Source organism: Microbacterium phoenicis (assembly GCF_047302325.1).
Taxonomy (GTDB): Bacteria; Actinomycetota; Actinomycetes; order Actinomycetales; family Microbacteriaceae; genus Microbacterium.
Genome location: NZ_CP154849.1, coordinates 1,661,481 through 1,676,419, shown reverse-complemented (window position 1 = coordinate 1,676,419; position 14,939 = coordinate 1,661,481). Strand labels below are relative to the sequence as shown.

The following is a 14,939-nucleotide window of genomic DNA, read 5'->3' as shown; positions in this document are numbered from 1 at the left end:
CAGCTTCTTTCTTCAGTTCACGGCTTTGGTCACGGCGGGGTCGATGAGGATGTCGTCCCCGTCGATCGTGACCTCGTAGACGGGCACCGGCTCGTAAGCCGGAAGATTCAGGGGGCGACCGGTGCGCAGCGAGAACGCGGACCCGTGGGCCCAGCATTCCAGCGACTCTCCCTCGACGAAACCGTCGGCCAGCGAGATGTCACCATGGGTGCAGGTGTCGCCGATCGCGTGGACCTCGCCCTGGCCGTCGAGCACGACGGCGATGGCGACGCCGCCCACCTCGACACGCACGGCGGTGTCCTGCTCGAGGTCGCTCAGCTGCAGGACCTTCTCCGCGGTCACTGCGCACCCTCCCCGACGAGCTCGGCCTCGATGGCCGCGATGAACTCGTCCTCGAGGGAGGGGATGCCGATCTTCTGCACGATCTCGGCGAGGAACCCGAGGACCACGAGGCGCCGAGCCTGCTCCTCGTCGATTCCGCGAGCCTGCAGGTAGAAGAGCTGCTCGTCGTCGAAGCGACCGGTCGCGCTCGCGTGACCGGCGCCGACGATGTCGCCGGTCTCGATCTCGAGGTTCGGGATGGAGTCTGCGCGCGCCCCGTCGGTGAGGACCAGGTTGCGGTTCGCCTCGTACGAGTCGGTGCCGACGGCATCCGGTCCGATGAGGACGTCGCCGATCCAGACCGTGCGCGCCGAGGCACCCTGCAGCGCACTCTTGTAGAGCACGTCGCCGTTGGTGTGCGCGCCCTTGTGGTGCAGGTAAACCTGGCTTTCGAGGTGCTGACCCGCGTCGGCGAAGGAGAGGCCGTACAGGCGTCCTTGGGCGCCGGAGCCGGCGAGCTCGACGGACGGGTTGACGCGGACGAGTCCGCCGCCGAGGCTGACGACGATGTGCGTGAGGGTGGCGTCGCGGTCGACACGGGCCTGATGGGCAGCGAGGTGCACGGCGTCGTCGTCCCAACGCTGCACGGACACGACGGTCAGCGCGGCGCCGTCCCGGACGATGATCTCGACGTTCTGCGCCTGCGCGGCGGACCCCTCGTGACGTAGCACGACGGTGCCGCGGGAGTTCTGCTGCGCCTCGATCACGACGTGCGCGTGCGCGACCCCGCCGCGGCCGGTGAGCGTCACGACGACGGGCTCGTCGAGCTCGACGTCAGCCGGGATGCGGATGAGGGGGGCCTCAGGCTCCTGCGCCCACGCTATGGCGCTCACGACGTCCTCCGGCCGGAAGACCTCGCCGCGGGGAGCATCGTCTTTCTGCAGACGGATGTGCTCGACGGCATCCGGTCCGGTCACCTCGACACCGATGACGTCGTGCGGGGCCGGCTCGTCGGCCAGCAGCGACGCGACGCGGTCGAGCGGCGTGTGCTTCCAGTTGACCTCGCGGCCGGTCGGCGTGCCGAAGTCGGCCGGGTCGAACGACCACGGACGCTCCGAGCGGGTCTGCACGGGGACGCCCTGATCGGTCACTTTCGCCGCAGGGTCGATGTGGCCCTTCGCATCGGATGCGGGGGCCTGAGTCGCTGTCGTCATCAGCCGACGGATCCTTCCATGCCCATCTCGATGAGCTTGTTCAGCTCGAGGGCGTACTCCATGGGCAGTTCGCGGGCGATCGGCTCGATGAATCCGCGCACGATCATCGCCATCGCTTCGTCCTCGGGCATGCCGCGGCTCATGAGGTAGAACAGCTGCTCCTCGCTGACCTTCGAGACCGTGGCCTCGTGGCCGAGCTGGACGTCGTCGACGCGGATGTCGATCGCCGGGTACGTGTCCGACCGCGAAATGGTGTCGACCAGCAGGGCGTCGCAGCGCACCGTGTTCGCGGAGTGGTGCGCGTTCGCGTCCACCCGCACCTCACCGCGGTAACCGGCCCGGCCGCCGCCGCGGGCGATCGACTTCGAGACGATCGACGACTGCGTGTACGGCGCCATGTGGATCATCTTCGCGCCGGCGTCCTGGTGCTGGCCGGGACCGGCGAAGGCCACGGACAGGGTCTCGCCCTTGGCGTGCTCGCCCATGAGGTAGATCGACGGGTACTTCATCGTCACCTTCGAGCCGATGTTGCCGTCGACCCACTCCATGGTCGCGCCTTCGTGGGCGACGGCGCGCTTGGTGACGAGGTTGTAGACGTTGTTCGACCAGTTCTGGATCGTTGTGTATCGAACGCGGGCGTTCTTCTTCACGATGATCTCGACGACGGCCGAGTGCAGCGAGTCGCTCTTGTAGATGGGAGCGGTGCAGCCCTCGATGTAGTGGACGTAGCTGTCCTCGTCCGCGATGATCAGGGTCCGTTCGAACTGGCCCATGTTCTCGGTGTTGATGCGGAAGTATGCCTGCAGCGGGATCTCGACGTGCACACCCTTGGGGACGTAGACGAACGACCCCCCCGACCACACGGCCGTGTTCAGCGCGGCGAACTTGTTGTCTCCCGCGGGGATGACCGTGCCGAAGTACTCCTCGAAGAACTCGGGGTGCTCGCGCAGCGCCGTGTCGGTGTCCATGAAGATGACGCCCTGCTGTTCCAGGTCCTCACGGATCTGGTGGTACACGACCTCGGACTCGTACTGCGCGGCCACACCCGCGACGAGACGCTGGCGCTCCGCCTCGGGGATGCCGAGCTTCTCGTACGTGTTCCGGATCTCCTCGGGGAGGTCCTCCCAGGTCTGCGCCTGCTTCTCGGTGGAGCGCACGAAGTACTTGATGTTGTCGAAGTCGATGCCGGACAGATCGGCACCCCACGTCGGCATCGGCTTGCGGCCGAACAGCTGATAGCCCTTCAGACGGGTCTTCAGCATCCATTCGGGTTCGCTCTTGAGGGCGGAGATCCCGCGGACGACGTCCTCGTTGATCCCTCGCTGTGCGACGGCACCCGCGGCATCCGCGTCGTGCCAGCCGAACTCGTACACCCCCAGGCCTTCGAGTTCGGGGCGGTCGATGAGCACATCCGACATGAATTTCCTCCTCACGGGCGGCAACGGTGTCATCCGTTCCGGCATTCCCTCCCGCGAGAGGAGTGCACGAGGGGGATGCCGCTGCTGGCCGCTCTGACGACGCGATACCGCGCCTAGAATCGTTGTGCGGGCTGCGATGGGGATCGCGCTCGCCGACTCCTTCATTCTACAGGCACCGCCGTCCCCCGCGGCGTGCCGGCCCGCGCCCGGAGGCGACCCCATGCTCATCACCGCGTCGACACCGACCGCCCCGCCCGTCACGCGGATGCCGCGCCTGCTGCCCCTCGTCGCGTGGCTCTCGTTCATCGCCGAGACGCTCATCATCGCCACCGGCGGCGCCGTCCGGCTGACCGGCTCGGGCCTGGGCTGCCCCACGTGGCCGACCTGCACGCCGGAGTCGCTCGTCGCGACGCCCGAGATGGGCATCCACGGCGTGATCGAGTTCGGCAACCGCACGCTGACGGGGCTCGTCGGCATCCTCGCTCTGATCGTTGTCGTGCTGGTCTGGCGGATGCGCCGCAGCCGTCGCGACCTGTTCGTTCTGGCACTCGTCGTCCTCGGCGGCGTCGTCGCCCAGGCGATCGTCGGTGGCATCACCGTCCTGACGGGTCTCAACCCCTTCATCGTCGGCTTCCACTACGTCGTGTCGCTCCTCCTCGTCTGCGTCTGCGCCGCGTTCCTCGTCCGCATGAAGGAGCCCGCGGCGCCTCGCGGGCGGGTCGTCCCCGCGTGGTACGCCCGCCTGGCGCACCTGACGACCGCCGTTCTCGCCGTGACGATCGCCTTCGGCGTCCTGACCACGGGTGCCGGCCCCCACTCGGGTGACGCCGCCGCCGGGCGCAACGGATTCGACGCGGAGATCCTCGAGCACGTGCACGCTTGGCCCGGCTACACCCTGCTCGCGCTCACGCTGGTCCTGGTCGGAGTCGCGTGGGCCCGCCGACTCCGCCCGCGCGCGTGGGTCACCGTGCTGCTCGCCGCCGAAGCCGTCCAGATCGCCGTCGGCCTCTACCAAGCGCGCAACGGTCTGCCCGAGATCGCCGTCGGCGTGCACATGGTCCTGGCCGCGCTGACCGCGGCCGCCATGACGGTCGTCATCCTCCGCCTCAAGGCACCGGCGGCCGTCGAGGTGGAGCCTGCTTCTCACTGACTCCTCATAGGTTCCGCATCGGTCCCGTCAGGGTGCATCGGGAACAGTGGCCCGGGCCGTCCGAATCCGGGCGGCTTCGACCCGGAGGAGATTCGATGAACACCCGCCCCCGCCTGACCCGCAGCATCCCGTTCTGGGTGCTCGTGGCAGGCTCCCTCGCATCCAGCGCCGCCGGCGCCGTCGTCCTGATCGACAAGCTCGGGACGATGGAGACCGCGCTGACCGCCGGTACCGCGACCGGCGTGGAGGTCTATGTCGGACAGGTCTGGGCGATCCTGGGCGCGATCCTGATCGGCGTCGGCGTGACCGGCCTGCTGCTGGCTTTCGCGCTCGGTGCCCTGCGCGCCTTCGCGATGCCGCGCGAGCAGCTCGCCCCCGCGACCGAGACGTTCGCCGACGAGATCGAGACCGACGCGCCCGACGAGTCGGCTACGACCGAGCAGCCCGTCCTCGACGGCGCCGCACGCTGATCGCCAGGTCGACCCGCTGCGTCAGAACGGCAGCAGCGGGTCGATCGCGATCGCGACGAAGAGCAGCGTCAGGTAGGTGATCGAGGCGTGGAACACGCGCATCGGCTGCACCTTCTCACCGCGGACCGCACGCGCGTACAGAACGTGCGATTCGTAGATGAACCATCCGCCGAAGACGAGGGCGGACACGGTGTAGACGAGCCCCATTCCTGCGACCGGGATCAACAGCAGCGAGCTCGCGATCGTCGCCCAGGCGTAGAGGATGACCTGCAGACCGACCTGGACACCGTCGCGGGTCGCGCCCAGCATGGGAACGTCGACCTCGGCGTAGTCGCCCTTGTACTTCATGGACAGCGGCCAGTAGTGCGGCGGCGTCCACAGGAAGACCAGCAGGAACAGGATGAACGGCGTCCACGTGAGCGAACTCGTGACGGCCGACCACCCGATGATCACCGGGAAGCACCCGGCGATACCGCCCCAGACGATGTTCTGCTCGGTGCGGCGCTTCAAAAGCATCGTGTAGATCACGACGTAGAAGAAGATCGCCCCCGCGCTGAGGGCAGCGGCGACCCAGTTCGTGAAGACCCAGAGCCAGACGGTGGAGACGATCGCGAGCGTCCACGAGAAGACCAGCGCGCCGCGCGGCGAGACCTCGCCGGTCACGAGGGGGCGGTTCTCGGTCCGCTTCATGTGCGCGTCGATGTCGCGATCGAGGTACATGTTGAAGGATGCCGCCGACCCTGCACTCATGGCGCCGCCCAGGACGGTCGCGACGATGAGCCAGAGGTTCGGAAGACCGTCGGCCGCCAGGAACATCACCGGGATGGTGGTGACCAGGAGAAGCTCGAGCACACGCGGCTTCGTCAACTGGATGTACGCGCGGACGGTGCGGCCGACCGACTGTCGAGCGGGCGCGGATACGCGCGCGCCGGTGTCCGTGAGTGCCATCGCCCCTGCCGTGTAGATCGTCGGATCGAGTCTACGGCATCCTTCGCGAGCGGTCCCTGCGCCCCCCATCCACCGGCACTTCGCTCACAGCGCACGTCACAGAGCGCCACCCGGCCTCGGCGGGTGGACTACCTCGATATGCTGAAAATCCCGACGTGGGACGCCCCCTCTTCTTCCGAGATGAGCGGTCGTCCGCGCCGAATCACCGACGAAAGGCTTCCAGGTGTCAGAGCTGGTTTGGGACGAGATCGATCGACGCGCGGTGGACACCGCGCGGGTACTGGCGGCGGATGCCGTCGAGAAGGTCGGTAACGGCCACCCGGGGACCGCGATGAGCCTCGCCCCCGCGGCCTACCTCCTCTATCAGCGCGTCCTCCGGCATGACCCGACCGACACGCACTGGCTGGGCCGCGACCGCTTCATCCTCTCGGCCGGGCACTCGTCCCTCACGCAGTACGTGCAGCTCTACCTCGGTGGGTTCGGCCTCGAGCTCGATGACCTGAAGGCGCTGCGCACCTGGGGCTCGCTGACCCCCGGCCACCCGGAGTACGGACACACGAAGGGCGTCGAGATCACGACCGGCCCCCTGGGCCAGGGTCTTGCGTCCGCCGTCGGCTTCGCCTACGCCGCACGCTACGAGCGCGGTCTGTTCGACCCCGAGGCCGAGGCGGGCACGTCGCCCTTCGACCACCACGTGTTCGTGATCGCCGGCGACGGCGACCTGCAGGAGGGCGTCACCTCCGAGGCCGGATCGCTCGCGGGCCACCAGCAGCTCGGCAACCTGATCGCGATCTACGACTCCAACCAGATCTCGATCGAGGACGACACCAACGTCGCGTTCACGGAGGACGTCCAGGCCCGTTACGAGGCCTACGGCTGGCAGGTCCAGACGGTCGACTGGAAGAAGACGGGCGAGTACGTCGAGGACCTCGCAGCCCTTCACGCGGCTATCGAGACCGCGAAGGCCGAGACCTCCAAGCCCTCGCTGATCGTCCTTAAGACGATCATCGGCTGGCCCGCTCCCGGCAAGCAGAACACCGGCAAGATCCACGGTTCCGCCCTCGGCGCCGACGAGCTCGCCGCCACGAAGAAGGTCCTCGGGTTCGAGCCGGAGCAGAACTTCGCCGTCGCCGACGACGTGCTGGCGCACACGCGCGCACTCGCCGAGCGAGCCGCAGCAGACCGCGCCGGGTGGCAGGAGTCCTTCGACGCATGGGCCGAGGCGAACCCGGAGCGCAAGGCGCTCCTCGACCGCCTCGAGGCGGCGACCCTGCCCGACGGCATCGACGACGCCCTCCCCTCCTTCGAGGCCGGTAAGGACGTCTCCACCCGCGCCGCCTCGGGCGTCGTGATCAACGCCCTGGCCGCCGAGCTCCCCGAGCTCTGGGGCGGCTCCGCCGACCTCGCCGAGTCGAACCTGACCACGATCAAGGATGCGAAGAGCTTTATCCCGTCCGAGTGGTCCACCCACGAGTGGTCGGGTGACCCGTACGGTCGCGTCCTCCACTTCGGCATCCGCGAGCACGCCATGGGCGCGATCATCAACGGCATCAAACTGCACGGGCCGACACGTCCGTTCGGCGGCACGTTCCTGATCTTCAGCGACTACATGCGTCCTGCTGTTCGACTGGCGGCGCTCATGAACATCCCCTCGGTGTTCGTGTGGACCCACGACTCCGTCGCGCTCGGCGAGGACGGCCCTACGCACCAGCCGATCGAGCAGCTGGCGACGCTGCGCCTGATCCCCAACTTCACGGTCGTCCGTCCCGCGGACGCGAACGAGACGGCCGCGGCGTGGCTCGAGATCCTGCGCCGTCAGGACGGCCCGACCGGCATCGCCCTGACCCGTCAGAACATCGCGGTCTTCCCGCGCGGCGAGAACGGCTACGCCACCACGGAGGGCGTCGCCAAGGGTGCGTACACCCTCCTCGATGCTCCCGAGGGCGAGCCGGACGTGATCCTGATCGCCACCGGTTCCGAGGTCCAGCTGGCCGTCGCCGCCCGCGAGACCCTCGCTGGCGAAGGGATCGGCGCTCGCGTCGTCTCTGCTCCCAGCCTCGAGTGGTTCGCCGAGCAGGATGCGGACTATCGCGATTCGGTGCTGCCCCCCTCGGTCAAGGCGCGCGTCTCGGTCGAGGCGGGGGCCACCGGCCTCTGGCGCGCGGTCGTCGGCGACAGCGGACGCACCGTCGGCATCGATCACTTCGGCGCCTCCGCCGACTACAAGACCCTGTTCGAGAAGTTCGGCGTCACCGCCGACGCGGTCGTCGAAGCGGCCCGCGCAACCGTCAAGGAGAACGCATGAGCACCCCCACTGAGGACCTGTCCGGCGCCGGCGTCAGCATCTGGCTCGACGACCTCTCTCGATCGCGGATCGACACCGGGAACCTCGCCCAGCTGATCGAGACGCGCGACGTCGTGGGTGTCACGACCAACCCGTCGATCTTCCAGGCCGCCATCGGCAACACCGAGGACGACTCCTACGACGCACCGCTGCAGGCCCTCGCCGCGCAGGGTGCCGACGTCGACACCGCGATCTTCGAGATCACCACGACCGACGTGCGCGACGCCGCCGACATCTTCCGTCCCGTGTTCGATCGCACGAACGGCGTCGACGGCCGCGTGTCCATCGAGGTCTCCCCCGACCTCGCGCACGACACCGACGCGACCGTCGCGCAGGCGAAGGAGCTGTGGGCCAAGGTCGACCGCCCCAATGCGCTCATCAAGATCCCCGCGACCCTGGCCGGTCTCCCCGCGATCAGCGCGGTGCTCGCTGAGGGCATCTCGGTGAACGTGACGCTCATCTTCAGCCTCGAGCGCTACGCCGCCGTCATCGACGCGTACCTCGACGGGATCCGACGGGCGAAGGAGAACGGTCACGACATCGCGACCATCCACTCCGTCGCCTCGTTCTTCGTCTCCCGCGTCGACACCGAGGTCGACAAGCGCCTCGAAGCCGTCGGTACGAGCGAGGCCGCCTCCCTCAAGGGCAAGGCCGGCGTCGCGAACGCCCGTCTCGCGTACGAGCTGTTCGAGAAGCGCTTCGCCGAATCGGATGCCGCCGAGCTCATCGCCGCCGGCGCGACCGTCCAGCGTCCGCTGTGGGCGTCGACAGGTGTCAAGGACCCCGCTCTCCCCGACACGCTCTACGTGACCGAGCTCGTCGCTCCTGGAACCGTGAACACGATGCCGGAGAAGACCCTCGAGGCCACCTTCGACCACGCGAAGGTCACCGGCGACACGATCACCGGTGCGTACGAGGACGCCCACCGTGTCTTCGACCAGCTGGCCGAGGCGGGCGTCGATCTCGTCGACGTCACCCAGGTGCTCGAGGATGAGGGCGTCGAGAAGTTCATCGTCTCCTGGCATGACCTGCAGGGCACGGTGCGCACGGCTCTCGACAGCGCGCGCTGACCGATGGTGGTGCAGATCTCGCGGGGGACGAATCCCCTCCGCGACCCCGACGATCGTCGCCTCAACCGCATCGCGGGTCCGAGCGCGCTCGTGATCTTCGGCGTGACGGGCGACCTGTCGCGCAAGAAGCTCATGCCCGCGGTGTACGACCTCGCCAATCGCGGTCTGCTCCCGCCCGGTTTCGCGCTGGTCGGGTTCGCCCGACGCGACTGGGAGGACCAGGACTTCGCGAAGGTCGTCTACGAGGCGGTGCGCCAGTACGCTCGCACGCCCTTCCGCGAGGAGACCTGGAACCAGCTCCTGCAGGGCATCCGTTTCGTGCAGGGCGAGTTCGACGACCCGGCATCCTTCGCCCGTCTCCGCGACACCGTCGAGAAGCTCGACACCGAGCGCGGGACCATGGGCAACCACGCGTTCTACCTGTCGATCCCCCCGAAGGACTTCCCCGTCGTCGCGCGCCAGTTGCGCGATTCGGGCCTCGTCGACGAGAACGCCGACGGCGACACGTGGCGCCGTGTGGTCATCGAGAAGCCGTTCGGCAGCGACTTGCAGACCGCCCGAGAGCTGAACGAAGCGCTCGAGGTCGCCTTCCCCGCCGACGCGATCTTCCGCATCGACCACTACCTCGGCAAGGAGACGGTCCAGAACATCCTGGCCCTGCGCTTCGCCAACGAGCTGTACGAGCCGCTCTGGAACGCCAACTACGTCGATCACGTGCAGATCACCATGGCCGAGGACATCGGCGTGGGCGGGCGTGCGGGGTACTACGACGGGATCGGTGCGGCGCGCGACGTCATCCAAAACCACCTGTTGCAGCTCCTCGCCCTCACTGCGATGGAGGAGCCGATCTCCCTCGATGCGGAGCACCTGCGCGCAGAGAAGGAGAAGGTGCTCGCCGCCGTCACGCTGCCCGATGACCTCTCGACGGCCACCGCCCGCGGCCAGTACGCCGGCGGGTGGCAGGGCGGCGAGGATGTCACCGGCTTCCTCGACGAAGACGGGATGGATCCGCAGTCCCGCACGGAGACCTACGCGGCGATCAAGCTCGAGATCGCCACGCGTCGGTGGAACGGCGTGCCGTTCTACCTGCGGACCGGCAAACGCCTGGGCCGCCGCGTGACCGAGATCGCGGTCGTCTTCAAGCACACCCCTCCCCTGCTGTTCCTGCGCTCCCAGGCGCTGCAGCTGGGGCAGAACGCGCTCGTCATCCGCATCCAGCCCGATGAGGGCGTGACGCTGCGTTTCGGCTCGAAGGTGCCCGGCGCCGGCAACGAAGTCCGCGACGTGACGATGGACTTCGGCTACGGCCACGCATTCACCGAGTCGAGCCCGGAGGCCTACGAGAGACTGATCCTCGACGTGCTCCTGGGCGACCCGCCGCTGTTCCCCCGGCACGAGGAGGTCGAGTTGTCCTGGCGCATCCTCGATCCCGTCGAACAGTACTGGGCGGAGCAGGACGAGCCGCTCGAACAGTACTCCCCCGGCTCGTGGGGTCCCCCTTCCGCCGATGAGCTCTTGGCCCGCGACGGCCGCGTCTGGAGGCGTCCATGATCGTCGATCTGCCCGACACCACGGTGTCCACGATCGCGAAGAAGCTCGTGAGCGTGCGTGAAGAAGGCGGCGCCGTCGCCCTCGGCCGAGTGCTCACACTCGTGATCGTCTCGACCGGCGGTCTGGAGGAGGAAGCGATCGATGCCGCGAACGCGGCATCCCGTGAACACCCGATGCGCGTCATCGTCCTCGTCGTCGAACCCGATGCCCCGACGGGCCTGGACGCGCAGATCCGCGTCGGCGGCGACGCCGGTGCGAGCGAAGTCGTCGTCCTCCGCGCCCGCGGTGCGGCCGCCGGCAACCAGGAGAGTCTCATCAACGGGCTCCTCCTGCCGGACGCACCCGTCGTCGCCTGGTGGCCGGACGACCCGCCCACCGACACCGCGCACTCGCCCATCGGTCGCATCGCGAAGCGACGCATCACGGATGCCTCGACGGAGCCGTTCTCCCCCGATCGTCTCGAGCAGCTCGGCTCCGGGTACGAACCGGGCGACACCGACCTCGCGTGGACCCGTCTGACGCACTGGCGTGAGCAGTTGGCCGCCGTCCTGGACCAGCCGCCGTTCGAGCCCGTCACCGCCGTCACGGTCGTGGGTGCGGGCAGCTCGCCGTCCACAGGGCTCCTCGCCGCGTGGCTGCGACTCAAGCTCGACGTGGCCGTGCAGTGGCATTACACCGATGCGGACGAGTGGGCTCACGGCATTCGGTCGGTCACGCTGTCGCGCTCGTCGGGCGACATCGTGCTGGAACGCACCACCGCAACGGACGCGACGCTCACCCAGCCGGGTCAGCCCACGCACGACATCGTGCTGCCGCGTCGGTCGCTCCGCGAATGCCTGGCGGAGGAGCTGCGCCGCCTCGACCCGGACCTCTTGTATGGTCGAGTGATCACCGAAGGGTGGGAGCTCCTCGACCCTCCCACGAGGTAGGAGTCGCATGTCGGAGTTCCGCGCGGAGAAGCGCGTCGTCGTCAGTCCGGATGCCCGAAGCCTGGCAGAGGGTGTCGCGAGGCGCTTCTTCCAACGGATCTCGTCACGTGCCGCCGAAGGGAAGACGACGCACGTCCTCCTGACCGGCGGCACGGCGGGCACCTCCGTCCTGCAGGCGGCGGGCGAGAGCCCTGCGCGTCACGAGGTCGACTGGTCCAACGTGCACTTCTGGTGGGGCGACGAACGCTTCGTCCCCTCGGACGATCCGGCGCGCAACGAGACCGCGGCACGTGAGGCCTTCCTGTCGCACATCGATGTCCCGGCGCGGAACGTCCACCCGATCGCCGCCGCCGACGCCGGCCGTAGCCACGACCAGGCGGTCTCCGACTATGCTGCGGAGCTCGCGGGGCACGGTACCCCGGAGCAGGCGTGGCCGCGCTTCAGCATCGCTTTCCTCGGCGTCGGGCCGGACGGTCACATCGCGTCTCTGTTCCCCGACAGGAGCGAGATCGGCGACACCGAGAACTCGGTCCTCGCCGTGCGGGACTCCCCCGTCCCACCGTCGGATCGGATCACGCTGACGCGACCGGTCATCAACTCGTCCCGTCGCGTGTGGCTCGTCCTGCCCGGCACCGACAAGGCGTCCGCCCTGGGCCTCGCCCTCGCGGGCGCGAGTTACCACTCGGTACCCGCTGCCGGCGCGAAGGGCCGCAAGCAGACCGTGTTCTTCGTCGACGAGGCTGCCGCGCAGGGTGTTCCGGAGGAACTGATAGACCCCGAGTTCTGAACGAACCCGGGGTCTGTCGAGGTGAGTCGCGCGCGGCTCAGTCCTGGCCGCGGCGCTCCCGAAGCTGCTGGAGCGCGTCGTCGAGGATCGATTCGGCCTCCTGGTCCGTCCGACGCTCCTTCACGTAGGCGAGGTGCGTCTTGTAGGGCTCCGTCTTCGCGACTGCGGGCGGGTTCGCCTTGTCGCGGCCGGCCGGAAGACCGGAGTGAGGCGAATCGATCGTCTCGGGGATCTCCTCCTCGGCGATGCCTGCGGCGAAGTAACGCACCGTCTCATTGCCGAGTGCATCCCAGTAGGACACCGCCACGCGGTCGGCGTGGTGCCCGTGGTCTTGCTCCCCCATGGGGCCCGCGCCGACGCGCGTCCCCCGAATCGCGTTTCCCCCGGTAGCCATCAGATGCTCTGGAACTTCGTGATGAGACCGAGCGCCACGATGGCGACGAACCAGACGAGCGCCAGCACCACGGTGAAGCGGTTGAGGTTTCGCTCGGCCAGGCCCGAGGAGCCCATGGCCGAGCTCATGCCGCCTCCGAACATGTCGGAGAGGCCGCCGCCGCGTCCCTTGTGCAGGAGGATCAGGAGCGTGAGCAGGAGGCTGGTGATTCCCAGCAGCACCTGCAGCACAAGCTGGAGGATGTCCACAGTCGTTGAAAGCCTTTCGGGTCGCCGAGTGACTCGGCGTTCGCACGAGTATACCGGCTGAGCGGTGCGACGCCGTGAGGCGCCGCACCGCTCGAGGTCACACGCCGACGTGCTTCTGGTATCGGATGATCGCGGCGAACTCGTCCGCCAACAGGCTCGCACCGCCGACGAGGGCTCCGTCGACGTCGGGCTCGCGCATGAAGCTGGCGATGTTGCCCGACTTCACGGATCCGCCGTAGAGGATGCGGGTGCGCTCGGCAGCGGCATCCCCCAACGACTCGGCGACCACCGCGCGCAGGGCCGCGCAGACTTCCTGAGCCTGCTCGGGCGACGCGACCTGTCCGGTCCCGATGGCCCAGACGGGCTCGTATGCGACGACGACGTCCGCGTCGGACGCCACGCCCTCGAGCGCTGCGCGCAGCTGCGCCACGGACACGGCCGTGGGGCCGGACTCCTCGCGTTGCTCGAGCGTCTCACCGACGCAGATCACCGGAACGAGGCCGTGCCGAAGGGCGGCCTGCACCTTGGCTGCGACGACCTCATCCGACTCCGCGTGGTACTCGCGGCGCTCGGAGTGACCGATGATGACGTAGCCGACGTCGAGCTTCTTGAGGAACGCGCCCGAGACCTCACCGGTGTAGGCCCCCGAATCCTTCGCCGACACGTCCTGCGCGCCGAGGGCGAACGGGATCTTGTCGGCGTCGATGAGGGTCTGCACCGTGCGGATGTCGGTGAACGGGGGGAACACGGCGACCTCGACCGAATCGGTCTCGTGCGCGGCATCCTTCAGCGTCCAGTGCAGCTTCTGGACGAACGCGACCGCCTGCAGGTGGTCGAGGTTCATCTTCCAGTTGCCGGCGATGAGCGGGGTGCGGGTCACGCTTCCCATCCGAGGATCTCCAATCCGGGGAGCTTCTTACCCTCGAGGAACTCGAGGCTGGCTCCACCACCGGTGGAGATGTGGCCGAACTGGTCGTCGTCGAACCCGAGCTGCCGCACGGCGGCCGCCGAGTCTCCACCGCCGACGACGGACAGCCCGTCGACCTCGGTGAGCGCCTCCGCGACCGTCTTCGTCCCGGCGGCGAAGGCGTCCATCTCGAACACGCCCATGGGGCCGTTCCAGAACACCGTCTTCGCGCCGCGGATCGCGTCGGCGAACAGCTCCGCCGTCTTCGGCCCGATGTCGAGGCCCATACCGTCGGCACCGAAGTCGGTGTCCTCGAGGGCGTCGGCGGATGCCACGACGTGGTCCGCGTCGGCCGCGAAACCGGACGCCATCACAGCGTCGACGGGGAGGATGAGCTCGACGCCGCGCTCGTGTGCCGTCGACATGTAGCCGCGGACGGTGTCGAGCTGGTCGATCTCGAGGAGGCTTTTACCGACCTTGTGGCCCTGGGCCGCGAGGAAGGTGAAGAGCATGCCGCCGCCGACGAGGATCTTGTCCACGCGCGGCAGGAGGTGCTCGATGACGCCGAGCTTGTCGCTGACCTTGGAACCGCCCAGGACGACCGCGTACGGGCGCTCGGGGCGCTCGGTGAGGCGGTCGAGGACGTCGACCTCATTCTCGATCAGAAGCCCCGCCGCCGACGGCAGGAGCTCCGCGAGGTCGTAGACCGACGCCTGCTTGCGGTGAACGACACCGAAGCCGTCGGAGACGAGCGCGTCGCCGTGAGCAGCGAGCTGCTCGGCGAAGGCGCGACGGGTTGCGTCGTCCTTCGCCGTCTCGCCCGCGTTGAACCGCAGGTTCTCGAGCACGGCGACCTGGCCGTCCTCAAGGGCCGCGACGGTGTCACGAGCCGAGTCGCCCACGGTGTCCGTCGCGAAGGCGACGTCCTGGCCCAGCAGCTCGGACAGGCGCGACGCGACCGGCGCGAGGCTGTACTTCGCGTCCGGTGCGCCGTCGGGCCGGCCGAGGTGGGACACCGCGATGACGCGCGCCCCCTGCTCGACCAACGCGCGAAGCGTGGGGATGGCCGCACGCACGCGGCCATCGTCCGTGATGACGCCGTCCTTCAGGGGGACGTTGAAGTCGACACGGACGATGACGCGCTTGCCTGCGAGCGAACCCAGCGAATCGAGGGTGCGCAGAGCCATC

At 68.6% G+C, this 14,939-nt stretch carries 15 protein-coding genes; 7 read left to right on the top strand and 8 right to left on the bottom strand.

Going from position 1 to position 14,939, the window contains the following annotated elements:
• Positions 1–12 precede the first annotated feature (12 nt).
• The 3 genes from ABCU91_RS08180 to sufB are packed head-to-tail and all read right to left on the bottom strand — an operon-like array spanning position 13 to position 2,953.
• A complete protein-coding gene (locus ABCU91_RS08180) occupies positions 13–342 on the bottom strand; it encodes a non-heme iron oxygenase ferredoxin subunit (RefSeq protein WP_091352925.1) in 330 nt (109 codons plus the stop codon).
• Entirely contained in the window at positions 339–1,535 is a 1,197-nt protein-coding gene (sufD, locus tag ABCU91_RS08175) for a Fe-S cluster assembly protein SufD (RefSeq protein WP_406924445.1), read from the bottom strand. Before sufD ends, ABCU91_RS08180 begins: the two co-directional genes overlap by 4 nt.
• Complete coding sequence (gene sufB / locus ABCU91_RS08170; RefSeq protein ID WP_091352920.1) at positions 1,535–2,953, bottom strand: Fe-S cluster assembly protein SufB; 1,419 nt, start codon at positions 2,951–2,953, stop codon at positions 1,535–1,537. Before sufB ends, sufD begins: the two co-directional genes overlap by 1 nt.
• Positions 2,954–3,173: 220 nt before the next feature.
• Between sufB and ABCU91_RS08165 the strand changes: the two genes are divergently transcribed.
• Together ABCU91_RS08165 and ABCU91_RS08160 are read left to right on the top strand one after the other, a co-directional pair.
• Positions 3,174–4,103 (top strand): COX15/CtaA family protein, encoded by a 930-nt coding sequence (locus ABCU91_RS08165; RefSeq protein WP_413353358.1) that lies wholly within the window; start codon positions 3,174–3,176, stop codon positions 4,101–4,103.
• A gap of 95 nt (positions 4,104–4,198) precedes the next feature.
• Positions 4,199–4,573, top strand: a complete 375-nt coding sequence (locus ABCU91_RS08160; RefSeq protein ID WP_406924447.1) for a dinucleotide-utilizing enzyme — start codon at positions 4,199–4,201, stop codon at positions 4,571–4,573.
• A 21-nt stretch (positions 4,574–4,594) separates the two neighbouring features.
• On the opposite strand, the gene ABCU91_RS08155 is transcribed toward ABCU91_RS08160, so the two are convergent.
• Positions 4,595–5,521 carry a heme o synthase gene (locus tag ABCU91_RS08155; protein ID WP_406924448.1) on the bottom strand — a complete coding sequence of 309 codons (927 nt, stop codon included), beginning with the start codon at positions 5,519–5,521 and terminating at the stop codon, positions 4,595–4,597.
• Positions 5,522–5,744: 223 nt separating this feature from the next.
• On the opposite strand from ABCU91_RS08155, the gene tkt reads away from it, so the two are divergent.
• Genes tkt through pgl form a run of 5 tightly spaced genes read left to right on the top strand, consistent with a single transcriptional unit; the run spans position 5,745 to position 12,202 of the window.
• Complete coding sequence (tkt, locus tag ABCU91_RS08150) at positions 5,745–7,826, top strand: transketolase (RefSeq protein ID WP_413353357.1); 2,082 nt, start codon at positions 5,745–5,747, stop codon at positions 7,824–7,826.
• On the top strand, positions 7,823–8,935 hold the full coding sequence (gene tal / locus ABCU91_RS08145; protein WP_413353356.1) for a transaldolase: 1,113 nt from the start codon (positions 7,823–7,825) through the stop codon (positions 8,933–8,935). Before tkt ends, tal begins: the two co-directional genes overlap by 4 nt.
• 3 nt (positions 8,936–8,938) lie before the next feature.
• Positions 8,939–10,486: a glucose-6-phosphate dehydrogenase gene (gene zwf / locus ABCU91_RS08140; RefSeq protein WP_413353355.1), complete on the top strand. Its 1,548-nt coding sequence runs from the start codon at positions 8,939–8,941 to the stop codon at positions 10,484–10,486.
• A complete protein-coding gene (locus ABCU91_RS08135) occupies positions 10,483–11,415 on the top strand; it encodes a glucose-6-phosphate dehydrogenase assembly protein OpcA (RefSeq protein ID WP_413353354.1) in 933 nt (310 codons plus the stop codon). The genes zwf and ABCU91_RS08135 overlap by 4 nt, the downstream gene beginning before the upstream one ends.
• A 7-nt stretch (positions 11,416–11,422) precedes the next feature.
• Positions 11,423–12,202, top strand: coding sequence for a 6-phosphogluconolactonase (gene pgl, locus ABCU91_RS08130; protein ID WP_406924452.1), 780 nt, complete (start codon positions 11,423–11,425; stop codon positions 12,200–12,202).
• Positions 12,203–12,239: 37 nt separating this feature from the next.
• On the opposite strand, the gene ABCU91_RS08125 is transcribed toward pgl, so the two are convergent.
• The 4 genes from ABCU91_RS08125 to ABCU91_RS08110 form a co-directional block, all read right to left on the bottom strand.
• On the bottom strand, positions 12,240–12,596 hold the full coding sequence (locus tag ABCU91_RS08125) for an RNA polymerase-binding protein RbpA (RefSeq protein ID WP_091352889.1): 357 nt from the start codon (positions 12,594–12,596) through the stop codon (positions 12,240–12,242).
• Entirely contained in the window at positions 12,596–12,844 is a 249-nt protein-coding gene (gene secG, locus ABCU91_RS08120; protein ID WP_091352885.1) for a preprotein translocase subunit SecG, read from the bottom strand. The genes ABCU91_RS08125 and secG overlap by 1 nt, the downstream gene beginning before the upstream one ends.
• A 97-nt stretch (positions 12,845–12,941) precedes the next feature.
• Entirely contained in the window at positions 12,942–13,733 is a 792-nt protein-coding gene (tpiA, locus tag ABCU91_RS08115; protein ID WP_413353353.1) for a triose-phosphate isomerase, read from the bottom strand.
• Positions 13,721–14,938, bottom strand: a complete 1,218-nt coding sequence (locus ABCU91_RS08110) for a phosphoglycerate kinase (protein WP_413353352.1) — start codon at positions 14,936–14,938, stop codon at positions 13,721–13,723. Before ABCU91_RS08110 ends, tpiA begins: the two co-directional genes overlap by 13 nt.
• Position 14,939 lies beyond the last annotated feature (1 nt).

What these genes read in the sequence shown, in the direction of transcription:
- sufD (WP_406924445.1), bottom strand. Translation starts at nt 1,535, where the DNA reads ATGACGACAGCGACTCAGGCCCCCGCATCCGATGCGAAGGGCCACATC.
- sufB (WP_091352920.1), bottom strand. Translation starts at nt 2,953, where the DNA reads ATGTCGGATGTGCTCATCGACCGCCCCGAACTCGAAGGCCTGGGGGTG.
- ABCU91_RS08165 (WP_413353358.1), top strand. Translation starts at nt 3,174, where the DNA reads ATGCTCATCACCGCGTCGACACCGACCGCCCCGCCCGTCACGCGGATG.
- ABCU91_RS08160 (WP_406924447.1), top strand. Translation starts at nt 4,199, where the DNA reads ATGAACACCCGCCCCCGCCTGACCCGCAGCATCCCGTTCTGGGTGCTC.
- ABCU91_RS08155 (WP_406924448.1), bottom strand. Translation starts at nt 5,521, where the DNA reads ATGGCACTCACGGACACCGGCGCGCGCGTATCCGCGCCCGCTCGACAG.
- tal (WP_413353356.1), top strand. Translation starts at nt 7,823, where the DNA reads ATGAGCACCCCCACTGAGGACCTGTCCGGCGCCGGCGTCAGCATCTGG.
- zwf (WP_413353355.1), top strand. Translation starts at nt 8,939, where the DNA reads ATGGTGGTGCAGATCTCGCGGGGGACGAATCCCCTCCGCGACCCCGAC.
- ABCU91_RS08135 (WP_413353354.1), top strand. Translation starts at nt 10,483, where the DNA reads ATGATCGTCGATCTGCCCGACACCACGGTGTCCACGATCGCGAAGAAG.
- pgl (WP_406924452.1), top strand. Translation starts at nt 11,423, where the DNA reads ATGTCGGAGTTCCGCGCGGAGAAGCGCGTCGTCGTCAGTCCGGATGCC.
- ABCU91_RS08125 (WP_091352889.1), bottom strand. Translation starts at nt 12,596, where the DNA reads ATGGCTACCGGGGGAAACGCGATTCGGGGGACGCGCGTCGGCGCGGGC.
- tpiA (WP_413353353.1), bottom strand. Translation starts at nt 13,733, where the DNA reads ATGGGAAGCGTGACCCGCACCCCGCTCATCGCCGGCAACTGGAAGATG.
- ABCU91_RS08110 (WP_413353352.1), bottom strand. Translation starts at nt 14,938, where the DNA reads ATGGCTCTGCGCACCCTCGATTCGCTGGGTTCGCTCGCAGGCAAGCGC.